The sequence below is a fragment of the Glutamicibacter sp. ZJUTW genome, assembly GCF_008370855.1.
In the GTDB taxonomy this organism is placed as follows: Bacteria; Actinomycetota; Actinomycetes; order Actinomycetales; family Micrococcaceae; genus Glutamicibacter; species Glutamicibacter nicotianae.
Genome location: NZ_CP043624.1, coordinates 2836343 through 2853568, shown reverse-complemented (window position 1 = coordinate 2853568; position 17226 = coordinate 2836343). Strand labels below are relative to the sequence as shown.

Genomic DNA, 17226 nt, shown 5'->3' with positions numbered 1-17226 from the left:
CTACTCGACCTCCACCTGGATGGATCCCAGGAGCAGCTCGCCCTGGAGCGAATCGGCTACGGCAGCCGTGACCGCATCCAGCAGCAGTTGGCCCTTTTCGGCGCTGGCGCCGGCGGCGCTGGAGAGGCAGCCGGTAGGCGGGGTGCGCGCGGGATCCTCGGGGAAGATGTCGTACGGGGTCAATTTGGCCGGCGGGTGGTCCACCACGCGGGTCATGTCCACTTTCTGCGGATGCAACAGGAGCATCAGCGAGGTCTCAAGCACCCCTCCGTGCTCGATATCCCATCCCAGGAAGCCGTCAGGGAATACCTTTTCCAACGTTGCCTCGTCGACGAAGTCCCAATAGGACAGCAGTACGGCACGGGATTCGGACCCCGTGGCGCGGGCGCGGGCGACGGCGTTGTCAAGGCCCTCGTAGATGAACTGGTAGTTCTCGAAATGGCCGTTGAGCACGACTACGTTCGTGAAGCCCTGGGCGATTAAGGACGTGACCACGTCGTCGACCATGCCAGTCAGGGCCGCGGCGCCCAGACTCGTCGTGCCGACCCGGTGGTTGCCGCCGCCGGAACGCGGCTGCGACTTGTATCCGTAGGAGAAGACCGGAGCTACCAAGGCTCCGATCTTCTCGGCCACGATGCCGGCGATGGCCCTGGACAGCATGGCGTCCACGCCTAGTGGCATGTGCGGGCCGTGCTGCTCGGTGGCTCCGGTCGGGATGATGATGGTCGAGCCTTCGCGGGCCACCATTGTGGCGTAGGATTCCGCGTCAAGTTCTTCGATGAACACAGAGGGCATCGTTGCCTCCTAGGTAGTGACAGCAGTTGGGGCGAAAGAATTATCGCCATGCGAGATTCTGGATCATTTAGTTGCGATGCATGCAACACTGTTGCACTGAATCATTCCAGTGGTGCATGTCACAGTCAAGAGTGTTAATTGCCAATAACTGCTGAATTCCTTTCGCGACCTGCGGCCCCGCGGTGGAGAACTCCGCCGCGGGCCGCCAGTGATCGCCCGAACTTGCGCGGCGCGATGAAGCGGTCAGCTTCTGGCTGGTCCCTCGGCAATATCTTCGTTCCAGATTTCGGGGTGCTCGGCGATGAAGCGCTCCATCAGCGCTTCGGCGCGCTGGTCCTGAAGGACCTCGACCTGCACGCCGCGCTCGCGCAGCCAGGCGATCTCCCCGCCGAAGGTGCGGTCCTCGCCGACGATCACCCGCGGGATCTTGAACAGGACAATGGCCCCGGAGCATAGGGCGCAGGGAGCCAGCGTGGTGTACAGGGTCAGGTCGCGGTAGCTGCTGCGCCGCCCGGCCGCGCGCAGGGCGTCGATCTCGGCATGCGCGGTCGGGTCGCCCTGCTGCACCCGCCGGTTGTGCCCGGCCGCGATGACTCCTTCCGCTCCGGCCAGGCTGGAGCCGATCGGCACGCCGCCTTCGGCAGCGCCGGCGCGCGCAGCCTGCAGGGCCGCCTCGTAGCCGGCCTTGTCCATCATTTCCTGGGTCATCGTGTCGTCCTTTCTATCAACGTGCCTGGCGCCGCTTCCGGGATTCCGGAAGCGGCGCCAGGCGATTATTCTATTCCAGCAGGTTAGCTGCCGACCGGGGCTTTATCCGGCGCGGCATCTGGTTCGGGACGGGCAGCCGGCCTGCTGGCCGGGAGCTGCTCGCCGGCCACGCGCTGCTCCTTGCGCAAGTCCTCGGCGCTGCCGAACTCCTTGATGAATTCACCCTCGGGCAGGTCCATCTTGAGCCCCAGCGGGACCCCGGCGTTGATCCGGGCGCGGAAGCGCGGGTAGCCCAGGGCGAAGTAGACCGCGGCGCTGGTGAGCGTACCGCCCAGCCAGGAGAAGTCGATGCCTCCCACGGCGCTGGCGATCGGGCCCTGCAGCGCGGGAACCGAGCCGTACATGCACATCCAGGTCATCACGATGCCGGCGGCGAAGGCGACGAACGCCGACCAGTTGACCGACTTCAGGCGTGAGGACTTCGGATCGAGGAACAGGTAGGAGAAGTCCTTGTGCTTGCGCTCGAAGATGAAGTAGTGCACCGCCATGATGCCGCCCCAGGTGGCGACCCAGGCCGCAATGGAGGCGATGAAGTTGTGCAGCAGTTCGGCGAAATCATGGGCGTAGAGGAAGGCGATCACCGCACCCATGGCCAGCACGCCGACCAGGATGGAGATCTTCTTGCGCGAGACCTGGATGTCCAGGGCCTGCACGGCCACGCCGAAGGTATACATATTGATGATGTTCGTGGCAATCGGCCCGTGGATGACCAGCAGGATCACCGGGATGGACAGGGCGCCGAAGCTCTCGACCACCAGTTCTCCCGGATCGGCGGTGCCGTGCTTGGTTGCCAGCGAGGCGCCGAGCACGCCGAGCCAGACCACGGGCAGGAACTGGCCGAGCACCGAGACGATGTACAGCTTGTGCGGCTTGATGCTCTTGGAAACGAAGCGCGAGTAGTCTGGAGCGTAGGTGAACCAGCCGATGCCCCAGCCAATGCCGATGGCGGTCATGATCGAGCTCATTGCGGCAATGCGCGGCATCCCGGTCAGCACGGCGCCTTCCGGGCCGGCGTAGCCCCAGTCGATGTCCAGCTGGGTCCAAGCGATGATCGACATGGCAATCAGCACGATCACGGTCGGCGGCATGGTCAGGCGTTCGAAGCGCGAGATGGCGCGGTAGCCGCGGTAGCAGATGATCACCTGCAGGGTCATGATCACCGCAGCGACGGCGATGCGGATGAGCATGTTTTCCTGCGCCGGATCGACCCAGCCGATCTTGCCGAAGAGTGCCAGCACCAGGTCGAGGATGACCCAGGTGTTGATGGCGGACCAGCCGATGGCGATGACCGCTTGGATGGCCGCCGGCAGGTAGGCGCCGCGCCGGCCGAAGGCGCCTCGGGCCAGCAGCATGCCGGTCGCGCCGGTCTTCTGGCCGAGCAACACGAAGCAGCCGAAGCCCAGCATGCCGATGACGTTGCCGACAACCAGCACGGTGACGGTATCGGCGAAGCCCAGCCCGAGCTGGATGCCCAGGGCTCCGAGGATCCAGTTGATCGGTGCCACGTTGGCGCCGGCCCAGATCCAGAATTGGCCCGAGAGCTTGGTGGTGCGCACCGATTCCGGGATCGGCTGGAGGGAGTCCTCGACCTCGTGGGTGGCTTGTTCGGAACCTTGCGGATGTTGCGAGTCCATATCGCCTCTTTTCAGGCTGCTGCGAGCGTGCGGCAGTTCTAGGTGGTTCGAAGTGGGGTCATTCAAAGCCTAGAGATCGAGTGTGATTGGCGATACATTCAATCTGTCCTGTATTTACCGAATTCGGGCGACGAACTGTCGCCTCAGTGAAATCCGTCTAGTCAACCTGCCCATCGCCAAAGGAGCTCCGATGCTGGTCCCGCTGTCCGCTGTCGTGGATGACCATTTGTTTCGCAGCGCCAAGCCGAAGCTGCTGGCCGGTGCACAGTCCGTCCAGTCCGCCCAGGTGCGGTGGGTGCATCCCAGCGAGGTGGTGCAGATTGCCGGCCTGCTGCACGGCAACGAGCTGCTGCTCACGACCGGGGAAGCCGTTTTCCACCTGAAGCCCGAGGCGCAGCTGGCCTATCTGGATTCGCTGTCCGAGCGCGGCGTGGCGGCGCTGGTGCTCGAGCCGCTGGTTCCGGAAACCAGGATCCCTGAGCGGTTCATCGAGCATGCCCAGCAGCTCGGGCTGCCGCTCTACCGGCTGGAGGCCACCGTGCCCTTCGTGGAGCTGGCCGAGAAGATCAACCGCCGCATCGTCTCCGAACAGGCCTCGGCGCTGCAGCAGGCCGACGAGATCTCCCAGCTGCTGGCCAAGCACATGGCCTCGGCTGGACCCAACTTGCGGCAGCTGCTGGAAATGATCGAGAAGGCGCTGGGATCGCGCGCGGTGCTGGAGGATTTGGGCGGCCGGATGATTGCCGAATCCAGTCCGGCGGCCGGGGCCGGCGCGGCGCAGGCCGAAGTGATTGAGGTAGCCACGGACCTGTTTGTCGGCAGCGATACCGCGGCCCGGCTGGTGCTCGCCGGCTCCGAGTCGGTGTCCTCCGAGCGGCTGGAGCTGGTGGCCGAACGGCTGGGCAGCATCGTCGGCCTAGCCTATGCCCAGCACTACCGGCCGAGCGCGGTGCAGGTGGCCAACACGTCGCTGCTGCAGGCCATCGTCAACGGCGCCGGCGGGCACTTCGTGGCTGACTTGGCGCGGCAGGCGCAGATCGGCAGCGACGAGCCGGTGATGCTGCTGGTGTTCCAGAGCTATGACATGGCCAGGATCCGCGGCAGCATCGAGCGCCAGCTGCACCAGGCGCTGCCCTCGATCCGCACCTACCTGGAAAGCGGGCGGCTCTATGCGCTGCTGGTGCTCGCCCCAAGCGATCCGCGCGGGGCCCGGCGGGAAGCAATCGCCAGCCTGCGCCGTTGCCTGGCGGGACTGTCGGTTGAATGCTGCGCTGGCCCGGTGGCCGAAGGGATCTGGCGCGCGCATTGGTCCCTGGCTGAGGCGCTGGTCTTGGAATCATTTCCCGAATTCACCCCGGACCAGGGCAGGGTGCGCGATGCATCGGACTATGCGCTGGAACGCCTGGCTGCGAAGTTCGGGCACCAGGAGGATCTGGAGCATTTCATTGCGGAGCAGGTGGGGAACCTGCTGCAGCACGAGGACCAGCGCGGCAGCGTGCTGCTGGCCACGCTGCTGGCGTGGCTCGATGCCGGATGCAATACAACGCATGCCGCCCATCAGCTTTATCTGGAGCGCCAGACGCTGCATAAGCGCCTGGCAAGGATCTTTGCGCTCCTCGGCGGCGACCCGCGTGAAGGCGGCCGGCTCCTGCAGGTGCATTTGGCCTGCCGGCTGGCCATGGGGAGGCCGCAGCACGGGCGTGCGCCGCGGGTGGCGACCTAGCCCAAATTTTTCATCAGCCATCCAACGTCCACCGAAGTCCTCTACCATGGATTCCCGGTGGCCGTTCCTGACTCTGTCCACGCCGAAGAGCGACGAAGCCACCTGCGCGGATCGCCAGGCTCCACGCACCCGGACCAAACAGAGTCCTTTCAGAACTTGAGAAATAAGAGAACAGGAACCACCCATTCAAGCGGCCAGCTCACCATGCCGCCATACGCCAAGGATTTTTCCTGGCCGGTGGGTTGCGGTGGCTTGCCCGAACTGGCTGAACCGGTCCTCGCAGAGCCTGCGGAAAATCAAGGCGTCTAGGAAACTGGTCAGCACTGTCAGTCCTGCGTGGGAGACCAGGTCTTGGCCGGTGAGTTGGGTCGGAAAGGCAGGGAAAAGTTGGGTGGGAGGGTTCACGGAAGATGTGATCCTTCGATCCGGTGATTTAGAGCTTCAATAACTCCTGTTTCCCAGTTCAGGGCACCTCTTCTTCCTTTGAGTCAGTTTATGGCCGGCATCGTCATGAAAAACCCCGGGCTAGAGAACGGACCGAACCGACTTCTCGAAATGGACGATATGCTCCCGGGCCAGTTCTTGCGCGCGTTGCGCGTGGCCATCGAGAATCGCCTGGAGCAATGCTACGTGCTCGCCGATGTGCTCATCGATACTGGGCAGGCGATCCAGCGCCATGCACCAGATACGAGTGGCCAGATTATCCAAGCGGATCAGCGTCTGCTCCAGATGATGGTTGCCGGCTGCCTGGTAGATCAGCCGGTGCACTTCGAGGTCGTTTTCCATGAGCGTACGTCGCAGATTTTCGCCCGAGAGCTGCTGGACCGCCTCCAGGCTGGCCTGGATGCCAGCCCGCGCGCTGCCTCCCTGGAGCGTGGCGGCTTTGGCCGCGGCCAAAGGCTCGAGGGCCTGCCGGACTTCGGTGATATCAGCTAGTTCGGTGATATCCACGCGGCTAGCGAAGGTGCCGCGGCGCGGGTAGGACTGCACCAGGTGGTCGACCTCCAGGCGCTTGAGCGCTTCGCGTAGGGGAGTGCGACCGATTCCGAGCTCGGCGACCAGCTGGGCTTCGTTGATCGGGTCACCGGGGGCGATGTCCATCATGATGAGCCGGTCGCGCAAGACCTGGTAGGCGCGCTCAGCCATCGATTCGGCACCCAGGGGGAGCTGCGTGGTGATTGTCATCCTGACTCCGATTTCTTTGCTCTGTTCCGCAGGGTTACTGCGTGCTGAAATATTTTCGGTTACCCATTGACCGGGGTGTGAGTTCCATCATACAGTGAATTGCAGATTGATATATCAGTTGTCGGCAATTCATACATTTAGGAATGGGCAATGGCACAAGCTTCAACACTCGCGGCAGATTCCCTGACCGCAGACCTCGCGCATCTCGACCCGGAGGTGGCGCAGCGCATTGACGCTGAGCTGGCTCGCCAGCAGCGCGGCCTGGAAATGATCGCCTCGGAGAACCACACGGCCCAGGCCATTATGCAGGCGCAGGGTTCGGTGCTGACCAACAAGTACGCCGAGGGCTACCCGGGCCGCCGCTACTACGGCGGCTGCGAGGAAGTCGACGTCATCGAGACGTTGGCGATCGAGCGCCTCAAGGAGTTGTTCGGGGCGAAGTTCGCGAACGTGCAGCCGCATTCCGGTGCGCAGGCCAACGCCTCGGTGTACCACGCGCTGGTGCGCCCGGGCGATACCGTCCTCGGGTTGAACCTGAACCACGGTGGCCATTTGACCCACGGGATGAAGCTGAACTTCTCGGGCCGCTTGTTCAACATCGTGCCTTACGGCGTGGATGAGGAAACCTACCAGGTGGACATGGATGAGGTGGAGCGCCTTGCGGTTGAGCACCAGCCGAAGATGATTGTTGCCGGCTGGTCGGCGTACCCTCGCCAGCTGGATTTCAAGCGCTTCCGCGAGATTGCCGACAAGGTCGGCGCGTACCTGTTCGTGGATATGGCGCACTTCGCTGGCCTGGTGGCCGCCGGGTTGCACCCGTCGCCGGTGCCGCATGCCCACGTGGTGACCTCCACGACGCACAAGACGTTGGCTGGTCCGCGTGGCGGCATCATTCTCTCGAATGATGCGGAGATTGCGAAGAAGCTGAATTCGGCGGTGTTCCCTGGCCAGCAGGGTGGTCCGTTGGAGCATGTGATCGCGGGCAAGGCTGTGGCGTTCAAGATTGCTGGGTCGCCGGAGTTCAAGGAGCGCCAGGAGCGTACCTTGGCTGGGTCGAAGATCTTGGCTGAGCGTTTGACCCGGGAAGACGTTGTTGCCAAGGGCATCAGCGTGCTGACCGGTGGCACCGATGTGCACCTGGTGCTGGTGGATCTGCGCAACAGCGAGTTGGACGGCCAGCAGGCTGAAGACCTCTTGGCGCAGGTGGAGATCACCGTGAACCGCAACTCGGTTCCGTTTGATCCGCGTCCGCCGATGGTCACCTCGGGCCTGCGCATTGGTACTCCGGCATTGGCGACCCGTGGCTTCTCCGAGGCTGCGTTTGCTGAGGTTGCGGAGATCATTGCACAGACCCTGATCGCTGGTGCCGACGGCAATACGGCTGCACTGCCAGAGCTGAAGGAACGTGTTCTGGCGTTGGCTGAAGCCCACCCACTCTACCCGAATCTCAAGAAAGTAGCGGAATAATCATGGCTGATTTGCTCCCAGAACACCCGGAATTCCTCTGGAACAATCCGGAACCGAAGAAGTCCTACGACGTAGTCATCGTCGGCGGCGGCGGGCACGGCCTGGCCACCGCCTACTTCCTGGCCAAGAACCATGGCATCACCAATGTGGCGGTACTGGAAAAGGGCTGGCTGGCCGGCGGGAACATGGCCCGCAACACCACCATCATCCGTTCCAACTACCTCTGGGACGAGTCGGCAGGCATCTACGAGAAGTCACTGAAGCTGTGGGAACAGCTGCCCGAGGACCTGGAATACGACTTCCTGTTCTCCCAGCGCGGCGTGATGAACCTGGCCCACACCCTCGGGGATGTGCGTGAATCAGTGCGCCGCGTGGAGGCCAACAAGCTCAACGGCGTGGACGCCGAATGGCTGGACCCATCGCAGGTCAAGGAAGCCTGCCCGATCATCAACGTGAGCGACAACATCCGCTACCCGGTCATGGGCGCGACCTGGCAGCCGCGCGCCGGCATCGCCAAGCACGACCACGTGGCCTGGGCGTTCGCCCGCAAGGCCAACGAAATGGGCGTTGACATCATCCAGAACTGCGAAGTCACCGGATTCATCAAGGATGGCGAGAAGGTCACCGGCGTGAAGACCACCCGCGGCACCATCAATGCCGGCAAGGTCGCTCTCGCCGGTGCCGGGCACTCCTCGGTGCTGGCCGAAATGGCAGGCTTCGAGCTGCCCATCCAGTCCCACCCGCTGCAGGCCCTGGTCTCCGAGCTGTTCGAGCCGGTGCACCCGACGGTGGTCATGTCCAACCACATCCACGTCTACGTCTCCCAGGCTCACAAGGGCGAACTGGTCATGGGCGCGGGCATCGACAGCTACAACGGCTACGGCCAGCGCGGCGCGTTCCACGTGATCGAGGAGCAGATGGCCGCCGCGGTGGAACTGTTCCCGATCTTCGCCCGGGCGCACGTGCTGCGCACCTGGGGCGGCATCGTGGACACCACCATGGACGCCTCGCCAATCGTCTCCAAGACCCCGATCCAGAACCTGTACGTGAACTGCGGCTGGGGCACCGGCGGGTTCAAGGGCACCCCGGGCGCCGGCTTCACCATGGCGCACACCATCGCCCACGACGAGCCTCATGAGCTGAACAAGCCGTTCAGCCTGGAGCGCTTCGAAACCGGCCACCTCATCGACGAGCACGGCGCAGCAGCCGTCGCACACTAGGAGCAACCGCCATGATGCTGATTGATTGCCCGAACTGCGGGCCACGCAACGAGAACGAATTCAAGTACGGGGGAGAAGCCCACGTTGCCTACCCGGAGGATCCGAACGCGCTGAGCGACAAGGAATGGTCGCGCTACTTGTTCTACCGGCAGAACAAGAAGGGCATCTTCGCCGAACGCTGGGTCCACTCCGGCGGCTGCCGCAAGTGGTTCAACGCCCTGCGCGACACCGTCACCTATGAATTCAAAGCCGTCTACCGTGCCGGCGAAGCACGTCCAGAAATCCAGGCCACCGAAGGAGGCACCCGATGAGCAAGTCCCAGCGCATTGCCGCCGCGCACAGCGCCGGCGCCCGCATTAACCGCGAGGAAGCACTGGCCCTGAGAGTGAACGGGCAGCAGCTTTCCGCCTTCCGCGGCGACACCGTGGCCAGCGCAATGCTGGCCAACGGGATGCGTTCATGCGGCACCTCGCTGTACCTGGACCGCCCGCGCGGCATCTTCGCCGCCGGCGTCGAGGAACCCAACGCGCTGATCACCGTCGACGCCCGGCACAGCCAGGACATCGCCGAGTCGATGCTGCCAGCCACCACCGTCCCGGTCACCGAATCGCTGAACGCCACCCTGCTCTCCGGACTGGGCGTGCTGGATCCGAACGAGGACCCCGCCTACTACGACCACGTCCACGTGCATACCGACGTGCTGGTGGTCGGCGCCGGGCCTGCAGGCCTGGCCGCTGCCCGCGAGGCCTCGCGCTCCGGCGCCCGGGTAATGCTGCTCGACGAGCGTGCCGAAGCCGGTGGCACCCTGCGCGATGCGGCCGGCGAGCAGATCGACGGCGTGGACGCCGCGGCGTGGATCGACACGGTCGCCGCCGAATTGGCAGCCGCCGAGGAGACCACCCACCTGCAGCGCACCACCGTCTTCGGCTCCTACGATGCCAACTACCTGATCGCCGCGCAGCGCCGCACCGTGCATCTGGACGGGCCGGCCGGCGACGGCATTTCCCGCGAACGCATCTGGCACATCCGCGCCCAGCAGGTCGTGCTGGCCACCGGCGCCCACGAGCGCCCGATCGTGTTCGAGAACAACGACCGCCCGGGCATCATGCTCGCCGGCGCGGTGCGCAGCTACCTGAACCGCTACGGCGTGCGCGCCGGTCAGCAGATCGTGGTGGCCACCACTAACGACTCGGTCTACCCGCTGGTCTCCGAGCTGGCAGCCACCGGCGGGGTGGTTGCAGTGATCGACGCACGCACCACCGTCTCTGCGGCCGCCGCGGAAGCAGTGGCCGCCGGGGTCACCGTGCTGACCGGCTCCGTCGTGGTGGACACCGAAGCGGATGCCTCCGGCGAGCTGTCGGCAGTGATCGTCGCCGAGCTGGACGAGCAGCGCAACCTCGGCGCGCCGCAGCGCTTCGAGGCCGACGTGCTGGCCGTGGGCGGCGGCTTCAACCCGGTGGTGCACCTGCACTCCCAGCGCCAGGGCAAGCTGGACTGGGACACTGCGATCCACGCCTTCGTCCCGGCCGCCGCAGTGGCCAACCAGCACCTGGCCGGCGCTGTCACTGGCCGCTTCGACACCGCCAGTGCGCTGAGCACCGGGGCCGCCACCGGCGCCGCGGCAGCCAGCGCAGCAGGCTTCCAGCGCATCGCAGAAGTTCCGCAGGCGGTAGCCGTCCCGGCCGGGGAGACCCGTCCGGTCTGGCTGGTGCCGTCGCTGAACGGCGACGACGCGGCGAACTACAAGACCCACTTCGTGGATCTGCAGCGCGACCAGTCCGTGGCCGACGTGCTGCGCGCCACCGGCGCCGGCATGCAGTCCGTGGAGCACATCAAGCGGTACACCTCGATCTCCACCGCCAACGACCAGGGCAAGACCTCGGGCGTCGCGGCAATCGGCGTGATCGCCGCGGTGCTGGGCATCGAGAACCCGGCACAGATCGGCACCACCACCTTCCGCGCGCCGTACACCCCGGTGGCCTTCGCCGCCCTGGCCGGACGCACCCGCGGGCAGCTGCTGGATCCGGCACGCATCACCCCGATGCACTCCTGGCATGTGGAGCACGGCGCCGAATTCGAGGACGTCGGGCAGTGGAAGCGCGCCTGGTACTACCCGCAGCCGGGCGAGAGCATGGACGAGGCGGTCTACCGCGAATCCGCCGCGGTGCGCGCTTCGGTGGGCATGCTCGATGCCACCACGCTGGGCAAGATCGAGATCCGCGGCAAGGACGCCGCCGAGTTCCTCAACCGCATCTACACCAACGGCTACACCAAGCTGAAAGTCGGCATGGGACGCTACGGCGTGATGTGCAAGGCCGACGGCATGATCTTCGACGACGGCGTGACCCTGCGCCTGGCCGAGGACCGCTTCCTGATGCACACCACCACCGGCGGCGCCGCCGACGTGCTGGACTGGCTGGAAGAATGGCTGCAGACCGAATGGCCTGAACTGGACGTCACCTGCACCTCGGTGACCGAGCAGCTGGCCACCGTCGCGGTGGTCGGGCCGAAGTCCCGCGAGGTCATCGCGAAGCTGGCCAGCTCGGTGGACGTGTCCAACGAGGGCTTCAAGTTCATGGCCTTCAAGGACGTGGTGCTGGACTCCGGGATCGAGGCGCGGATCAGCCGCATCTCCTTCTCCGGCGAACTGGCCTTCGAGATCGCGATCCCTGCCTGGCATGGGCTGCGCGTCTGGGAAGATGTGTACGCCGCCGGCGAGGAATTCAACATCACCCCGTACGGCACCGAAACCATGCACGTGCTGCGCGCCGAGAAGGGCTTCATCATCGTCGGCCAGGACACCGACGGCACGGTGACCCCGCAGGATGCAGGCATGGAATGGGTGGTCTCCAAGCTCAAGGACTTCGTCGGCAAGCGCTCCTACAGCCGCGAGGACAATGTGCGCGAGGACCGCAAGCACCTGGTTTCGGTGCTGCCGGTGGACTCTTCGCTGCGCCTGCCCGAAGGCGCCGCGCTGGTTGCCGCCGACGCGCTGGCCACCGATGGCATCACCCCGATGGAAGGCTGGGTCACCAGCTCGTACAACTCGCCGGCCCTGGGGCGCACCTTCGGCCTGGCGCTGATCAAGAATGGGCGCAACCGCATCGGCGAAGTGCTCAAGACCCCGGTCGGCGGCCAGCTGGTCGACGTCCAGGTCTCCGAACTCGTTCTCTTCGACCCGGAAGGAAGCCGCCGTGATGGCTAACGACACCCTGATTGACACCGACGTGCGCCGCTCGCCGGCGCAGCACCTGGCAGCCCAGATGGACGCGGCCAGCGTCGCCGGCCGCGTGTCCCTGCGCGAAATCGCCTTCACCACCCAGATCTCGCTGCGCAGCGCACCGGGCGGGGCAGCCCACGCGGCGCTGTCCGCGGCCACCGGCGTGGGCCTGCCCGCCACGGTGGGCCAGGTGGCCGGCGACGTATCGGGCACCGCGGTGCTCTGGCTGGGCCCGGACGAGTTCCTGGCCACCAGCCCGGAGAACGCCGAACTGGCAGGTGCGCTTGCCGCCGCCCTGGGCGATGAGCCCGGGCAGGTGGTCGACCTCTCGGCCAACCGCTCGGTGCTGGAACTGGAAGGCCCGGATGCGCCGCTGGTGCTGCGCAAGAGCTGCCCGGCGGACCTGCACCCGCGAGCCTTCGGCGTGAACCAGGCGATCACCACCTCGCTGGCGAACATTCCGGTGCTGCTGTGGCGCACCGGCGAAACCAGCTGGCGGATTTTCCCGCGCGCATCGTTCACCGAGCACACCGTGCACTGGCTGATCGACGCCATGGCGGAGTTCGCCGTACCACCGGTGGCCTAGCCGCACCGGCTGATCCGGCCCCGTCCCGACGCCGGGGCGGGGCCGGACTGGCCTGTATCAGCAAACACGCAAGCACAAGCATGCACAGCAACAATCCGGCCAGTTCGTGGCGTTCGGACACCGGCTCTGGCACAGTGCTGTCTAACCCGCTAGCCGAAAGGACCTGAAGCAATCATGAGCGAGCAAATCCGCTACGTGCTGACCCTGCAATGCCCCGAGGGAATGGGGATCGTCAACGCGGTCACCGGATTCCTGCTGAAGCACGAACGCACCATCGTCGAGCTCAAGCAATTCGACGACATGGCGGCCGGCCGGCTCTACCTGCGCGTGGACTTCGCCGGCGAGGGGCAGGCCGACCTGCTGGAGCAGATGCGTGCAGAATTCGCCGAGGTCGCCCAGCAGTTCGAGATGGACTGGCAGCTGCGCGAACGCGGTGAGAAGACCAAGGTGCTGATCATGGTCTCGAAGTTCGACCACTGCCTCAACGACCTGCTCTTCCGTGCCCGCACCGGCGAATTGCCGATCGAGATCGTCGCGGTGGTCTCCAACCACCCGGACAGCCGGTCGCTGGTCGAGTGGCACGGCATCCCGTACTACCATGTGCCGATCTCCAAGGAGACCAAGCCGCAGGCCGAGGCGGAGCTGCTCTCGCTGATCGCCAAGCACGAAGCGGAGCTGGTGGTTTTGGCCCGCTACATGCAGGTGCTCTCCGACGAGCTCTCGCGCGAGTTGACCGGCAAGACGATCAACATCCACCACTCCTTCCTGCCTTCCTTCAAGGGCGCCAAGCCATACCACCAGGCCTGGGAGCGCGGCGTGAAGACCGTGGGCGCCACCGCCCACTACGTGAACTCCGAGCTGGATGAGGGCCCGATCATCGCCCAGCAGGTCGTCGAGGTGGATCATACCTTTGGCCCGCAGGACCTGGTGGCCGCCGGCCGCGACACCGAGTGCAAGGCGCTGTCCAATGCGGTGCGCTGGCACTGCGAGGGCCGGGTCTTCCTCTACGGAAACCGCACGGTCATCCTGCGCTAGGCATCATCATCCAAGGCCCGGTATTGCTGCTGGGCATCAACCGATTCCACCGCCGATATGCCGCGCAACTTCTCGGCAACATCCTCGCTGCCCTCGCCAATTACCTGGCCGAGGGCGGCGAGCACCTGCTTAACTTGCAATCCGCGGGACTGCAGTTCGCTGACCACCGGTTCCAGCGGATGCTGGGTGGAAATGGTGATGACATAGACGTGCACTTCGGCGCCGGACATGCCGCTACGCTTCCTGTGAGGCCGGGGCCTGGACCAGCCCGGCTCCGGCATCCTCGGCCGGCAGCGGGATATCGCGGGAGGTGGACAGCAGCTTGTCCCACAGCTCCTGGGCACGCAGCCCGGTGGATTCGGCCAGCAGCGCTGCCACGCCGGCCACATGCGGGGTGGCCATCGAGGTGCCGCTGATGGTGTTGTACCGCTTGGCGCCGGGCCACGAAGAGTAGATAGCAACGCCGGGGCCTGCAATATCCACCTCGCCGCCGTCGGTGTCCAACGCCTGGGCCGAGAAGTCCGCCACGGCCAGCTTCGAGTCCAAAGCCGCTACGGCCATGATGTACGGGCTGTTGGCCGGTGCGCCGACGAATCCCGGGTTCCCGGCAGAGCGCTGTGCATTATTTCCGGCGGCCGCCACGATCAAGGAGCCCAGCTCCAAGGCGCGGCGTCCGGCAGTGACATAGGGTGGGTGCACAGTTCTCACATCAGCACCAAGCGACATGGAGATGACCTCGCACTTGTTTTCCAGTGCCCAGTTGATGCCGGCCAGGATCGTGGAGTCCGAACCTGAGCCATCGGCGCCCAGCACCTTTCCAGCGAATATATTGGCTTCCGAGGCGACCCCGTAGCCCGGACTCTGCTGCGGTTCGCGCGGACCGCAGGCGCTGCCGATGCAGTGGGTGCCATGTCCATGGCCGTCAGTGGCGTCCTCGCCTGCGACAAAGGACTTGGCGGTCACCGTGCGGCCTGCGAAGTCCGGATGCGCACTGTCAAAACCGGTATCCAAGACGGCCACGTTGATGCCCTTGCCGGTGTAGCCCGAAAGCGAAGCGCCTACGGCCTGCAGGCCCCAGGTGAGTTGGCCGGTGTCCGCATAGGAGTCCGTAGCGGCCGGGGCGTCGGGCAGGATCCGGTAGACCAGCTCGGGTACCACCGAGGCTGGCAGCTTGTGCCCTGCGCAGCGCTGGCGGAAGTCCTCAAGCTGGTCAGCCGAGCTGGTGACCACAGCGATGCCCAGCATCGGGAAGTACTCGGTACTGGAATAGCCCTGTTCAGCCAGCAGCTGCGGAAGTTCTGATTCGCGCTGGGCTGCTGCGATGCCCGGGGCTCCGGATTCCTGCCGGTCGAAGACCAAGACGTAGCGGTTGGGAATTTCGGCGACGGCCGCTTGACGGATCTGGTTGCTGTACATGACGGGGCTCCTTACTGGTTCCGAGAGGCTTTCATGCCAAGGCCTACGAGGTACCTCGCACTGTACCCGGCGGCATGGACAAACTGCCATGCTTGGCAACAAGCACCTATGCAGCGCACAGCAACCGCGGCGCACGGCCCGGCGATGCCCGACGGGCAGAAAGAAGTCACTATTCTTCGCTGGCCACTTGAATCTTCGCGGCGAAAGAACAAGGGTGGAAGTCCTAGGGCATTTCTCTGAGTGAAGGAGCCTGGACCATGACGAAGAACATTGACGAAGTTGAACCTCCCGAAGCAGATAATGGGCAGCACGCAAATGCTGTGCTGGAAGCATCCCCGCATACCGCGCCGATCCCGGTGCACATGCACATTGCCGAGGACGACACCGACGAGCAGATCACCGCGAAGCTGCGCCGGCAGGGCGTGCGCCTAGGCAAGGGCGGGATCGCCCCTGCGGTCTTCTGGCCGGCGCTGCTGGTGATCCTGGCTGTGGCGGTCTTCGCGATCCTCGCGCCCAATGCGGCGGACACGACTTTCAACGCCGTGCAGAACTGGATCGTAGCCAACCTGGGCTGGTACTACATGCTGATCATCGGCGGCTTTGTGGCGCTGGTGATCGCCATCGGCTTCTCCAAGCTCGGGCGGATCACCCTGGGCAATGACGGAGAGAAACCCGAATTCGGCTTGTTCAGCTGGTTCGCGATGCTCTTCGCCGCCGGCATGGGCATTGGTCTGGTCTTCTACGGGGTCGGCGAACCTCTGATGTACGCCACCGTGGATCCGAAGCCGGGTTGGGAAGGCAGCGAATCGGAGCTGGCCGGACTGGCCATGGCGCAGACCTTCATCCACTGGGGCCTGCACCCGTGGGCCATCTACGCGGTGATCGGCTTGGCTTTGGCCTACGCGATCCACCGCCGCGGGCGCCCGGTGTCCATCCGTTGGGCGCTAGAACCGATCCTGGGAGATCGGGTCAAGGGCTGGCTGGGAGATGTGATTGATGTACTGGCCATCTTCGGCACGGTGTTCGGCGTGGCCACCTCGCTGGGCCTGGGCGTGCAGCAGATCAGCTCGGGCATGAAGGCGATCGGACTGGTCGGTTCGGTGGATAACACGCTGCTGGTCATCCTGATCGTGGTCATCACGTTCCTAGCCACCATGAGCGTGGTCAGCGGCCTGGGCGCCGGGATCAAGTGGCTGTCGAACATCAACCTGTCCATGGCAGGCCTGCTGATGATCAGCGTGCTGCTGCTGGGCCCGACGCTGTTCCTGTTCCAGAATTTCGTGCAGTCCCTGGGCGTGTACCTGGCCAACTTCATGAACATGACCTTCGACGTGGGTGCCTTCCAGCAGGGTGAGGAATCGGCCACCTGGTTCTCCAGCTGGACGGTCTTCTACTGGGGCTGGTGGATCGCCTGGGCACCGTTCGTGGGCATCTTCATCGCCCGCATTTCGCGCGGGCGTACCGTGCGCCAGTTCGTCACCGGCGTGCTGCTGGTGCCGACCATAGTCGGTTTCCTCTGGTTCTCGGTCATGGGCGGCTCGGGGCTGTACCGCCAGTTCTTCGGCGCCGGGGATATGGTCGAGGATGGCGCGGTCTCCGCGGAGGGGTCGCTGTTCCAGGTGCTTGAAGCCTTGCCGCTGGGTTCGATCCTGTCGGTGGTGGCGATCTTGCTGGTCGCGATCTTCTTCATCACCTCTTCGGACTCCGGCTCGCTGGTGGTCGACATGCTCGCCTCCGGCGGGCACCCGAACCCGCCGACCTGGTCCAGGGTGCTGTGGGCGGTGCTCGAAGGCGTGCTGGCCGCTGCCTTGCTGGTGGCCGGCGGGCTGCAGGCGCTGCAGGCCGGTTCGCTGGCCACGGCCTTGCCATTCAGTATCATCATGATCATGATGTCGGTGGCCACGATCAAGGGGTTGCGCCATGAAAGCCGGGCCTTGGAAGTCATCGAGCAGAAGCGCCGGCTGGCGCGGGTCACCGAGCACGTCTCCGATGAGCTGTGGGGCGCCTTGGACGAGCAGCCCGAACTGCGCCGCTACGTCGATGACCGTATCGACTACCGGGTCTCGCGCACGCGCGGGATCTTCGGCAAGCGCGTGGAATCAGAAGCAAAATCCCGGCACGTGAAGCCAAGTGACGACTAGGTCCGTGGCCTGGCCCCCGATGCCTTGCCAAGCAGG

14 protein-coding genes and 1 pseudogene are annotated in these 17226 nt (G+C 65.1%); 8 read left to right on the top strand and 7 right to left on the bottom strand.

Annotation, left to right across the window (positions count from 1 at the left end; all coding sequences use genetic code 11):
- The 3 genes from F0M17_RS13395 to F0M17_RS13385 form a co-directional block, all read right to left on the bottom strand.
- Positions 1-795, bottom strand: coding sequence for a creatininase (locus F0M17_RS13395; RefSeq protein WP_066141492.1), 795 nt, complete (start codon positions 793-795; stop codon positions 1-3).
- Between the two features lie 243 nt (positions 796-1038).
- Positions 1039-1503 (bottom strand): nucleoside deaminase, encoded by a 465-nt coding sequence (locus tag F0M17_RS13390; protein WP_210416647.1) that lies wholly within the window; start codon positions 1501-1503, stop codon positions 1039-1041.
- Between the two features lie 83 nt (positions 1504-1586).
- Positions 1587-3197 (bottom strand): cytosine permease, encoded by a 1611-nt coding sequence (locus F0M17_RS13385; RefSeq protein WP_149597284.1) that lies wholly within the window; start codon positions 3195-3197, stop codon positions 1587-1589.
- A 190-nt stretch (positions 3198-3387) separates the two neighbouring features.
- On the opposite strand from F0M17_RS13385, the gene F0M17_RS13380 reads away from it, so the two are divergent.
- A complete protein-coding gene (locus tag F0M17_RS13380) occupies positions 3388-4920 on the top strand; it encodes a PucR family transcriptional regulator ligand-binding domain-containing protein (protein ID WP_149597283.1) in 1533 nt (510 codons plus the stop codon).
- A gap of 216 nt (positions 4921-5136) precedes the next feature.
- Here the strand turns inward: F0M17_RS13380 and F0M17_RS13375 are convergent.
- Together F0M17_RS13375 and F0M17_RS13370 are read right to left on the bottom strand one after the other, a co-directional pair.
- Positions 5137-5325, bottom strand: a pseudogene (locus tag F0M17_RS13375) (IS1380 family transposase); the annotation flags it as partial.
- Between the two features lie 120 nt (positions 5326-5445).
- Positions 5446-6105 carry a GntR family transcriptional regulator gene (locus F0M17_RS13370; protein WP_038991784.1) on the bottom strand — a complete coding sequence of 220 codons (660 nt, stop codon included), beginning with the start codon at positions 6103-6105 and terminating at the stop codon, positions 5446-5448.
- 150 nt (positions 6106-6255) lie between these two features.
- Between F0M17_RS13370 and glyA the strand changes: the two genes are divergently transcribed.
- The 6 genes from glyA (at position 6256) to purU (ending at position 13633) form a co-directional block, all read left to right on the top strand.
- On the top strand, positions 6256-7572 hold the full coding sequence (gene glyA, locus F0M17_RS13365; RefSeq protein ID WP_128469153.1) for a serine hydroxymethyltransferase: 1317 nt from the start codon (positions 6256-6258) through the stop codon (positions 7570-7572).
- Between the two features lie 2 nt (positions 7573-7574).
- A complete protein-coding gene (locus F0M17_RS13360) occupies positions 7575-8792 on the top strand; it encodes a sarcosine oxidase subunit beta family protein (protein ID WP_038991586.1) in 1218 nt (405 codons plus the stop codon).
- An 11-nt stretch (positions 8793-8803) separates the two neighbouring features.
- Positions 8804-9103, top strand: a complete 300-nt coding sequence (locus F0M17_RS13355) for a sarcosine oxidase subunit delta (RefSeq protein WP_038991587.1) — start codon at positions 8804-8806, stop codon at positions 9101-9103.
- The gene (locus F0M17_RS13350) at positions 9100-11997 is read left to right on the top strand and encodes a sarcosine oxidase subunit alpha family protein (protein WP_149597282.1); all 2898 of its coding nucleotides are present in this window, start codon (positions 9100-9102) and stop codon (positions 11995-11997) included. Before F0M17_RS13355 ends, F0M17_RS13350 begins: the two co-directional genes overlap by 4 nt.
- Positions 11990-12598, top strand: a complete 609-nt coding sequence (gene soxG / locus F0M17_RS13345) for a sarcosine oxidase subunit gamma family protein (protein WP_149597281.1) — start codon at positions 11990-11992, stop codon at positions 12596-12598. The genes F0M17_RS13350 and soxG overlap by 8 nt, the downstream gene beginning before the upstream one ends.
- A gap of 174 nt (positions 12599-12772) precedes the next feature.
- Entirely contained in the window at positions 12773-13633 is an 861-nt protein-coding gene (purU, locus tag F0M17_RS13340) for a formyltetrahydrofolate deformylase (RefSeq protein WP_149597280.1), read from the top strand.
- Here the strand turns inward: purU and F0M17_RS13335 are convergent.
- Positions 13630-13863 carry a hypothetical protein gene (locus F0M17_RS13335; RefSeq protein WP_038991591.1) on the bottom strand — a complete coding sequence of 78 codons (234 nt, stop codon included), beginning with the start codon at positions 13861-13863 and terminating at the stop codon, positions 13630-13632. The genes purU and F0M17_RS13335 overlap by 4 nt on opposite strands.
- A 4-nt stretch (positions 13864-13867) precedes the next feature.
- Positions 13868-15049, bottom strand: coding sequence for a S8 family serine peptidase (locus F0M17_RS13330; RefSeq protein WP_149597279.1), 1182 nt, complete (start codon positions 15047-15049; stop codon positions 13868-13870).
- Positions 15050-15306: 257 nt separating this feature from the next.
- Between F0M17_RS13330 and F0M17_RS13325 the strand changes: the two genes are divergently transcribed.
- The gene (locus F0M17_RS13325; protein WP_073707881.1) at positions 15307-17190 is read left to right on the top strand and encodes a BCCT family transporter; all 1884 of its coding nucleotides are present in this window, start codon (positions 15307-15309) and stop codon (positions 17188-17190) included.
- Positions 17191-17226: the final 36 nt, after the last annotated feature.

Coding starts and splice junctions, on each gene's coding strand:
- F0M17_RS13360 (WP_038991586.1), top strand. CDS start 7,575: ATGGCTGATTTGCTCCCAGAACACCCGGAATTCCTCTGGAACAATCCG.
- glyA (WP_128469153.1), top strand. CDS start 6,256: ATGGCACAAGCTTCAACACTCGCGGCAGATTCCCTGACCGCAGACCTC.
- F0M17_RS13380 (WP_149597283.1), top strand. CDS start 3,388: ATGCTGGTCCCGCTGTCCGCTGTCGTGGATGACCATTTGTTTCGCAGC.
- F0M17_RS13390 (WP_210416647.1), bottom strand. CDS start 1,503: ATGACCCAGGAAATGATGGACAAGGCCGGCTACGAGGCGGCCCTGCAG.
- F0M17_RS13335 (WP_038991591.1), bottom strand. CDS start 13,863: ATGTCCGGCGCCGAAGTGCACGTCTATGTCATCACCATTTCCACCCAG.
- F0M17_RS13330 (WP_149597279.1), bottom strand. CDS start 15,049: ATGTACAGCAACCAGATCCGTCAAGCGGCCGTCGCCGAAATTCCCAAC.
- F0M17_RS13370 (WP_038991784.1), bottom strand. CDS start 6,105: ATGACAATCACCACGCAGCTCCCCCTGGGTGCCGAATCGATGGCTGAG.
- soxG (WP_149597281.1), top strand. CDS start 11,990: ATGGCTAACGACACCCTGATTGACACCGACGTGCGCCGCTCGCCGGCG.
- F0M17_RS13385 (WP_149597284.1), bottom strand. CDS start 3,197: ATGGACTCGCAACATCCGCAAGGTTCCGAACAAGCCACCCACGAGGTC.
- F0M17_RS13355 (WP_038991587.1), top strand. CDS start 8,804: ATGATGCTGATTGATTGCCCGAACTGCGGGCCACGCAACGAGAACGAA.
- F0M17_RS13350 (WP_149597282.1), top strand. CDS start 9,100: ATGAGCAAGTCCCAGCGCATTGCCGCCGCGCACAGCGCCGGCGCCCGC.
- F0M17_RS13395 (WP_066141492.1), bottom strand. CDS start 795: ATGCCCTCTGTGTTCATCGAAGAACTTGACGCGGAATCCTACGCCACA.
- purU (WP_149597280.1), top strand. CDS start 12,773: ATGAGCGAGCAAATCCGCTACGTGCTGACCCTGCAATGCCCCGAGGGA.
- F0M17_RS13325 (WP_073707881.1), top strand. CDS start 15,307: ATGACGAAGAACATTGACGAAGTTGAACCTCCCGAAGCAGATAATGGG.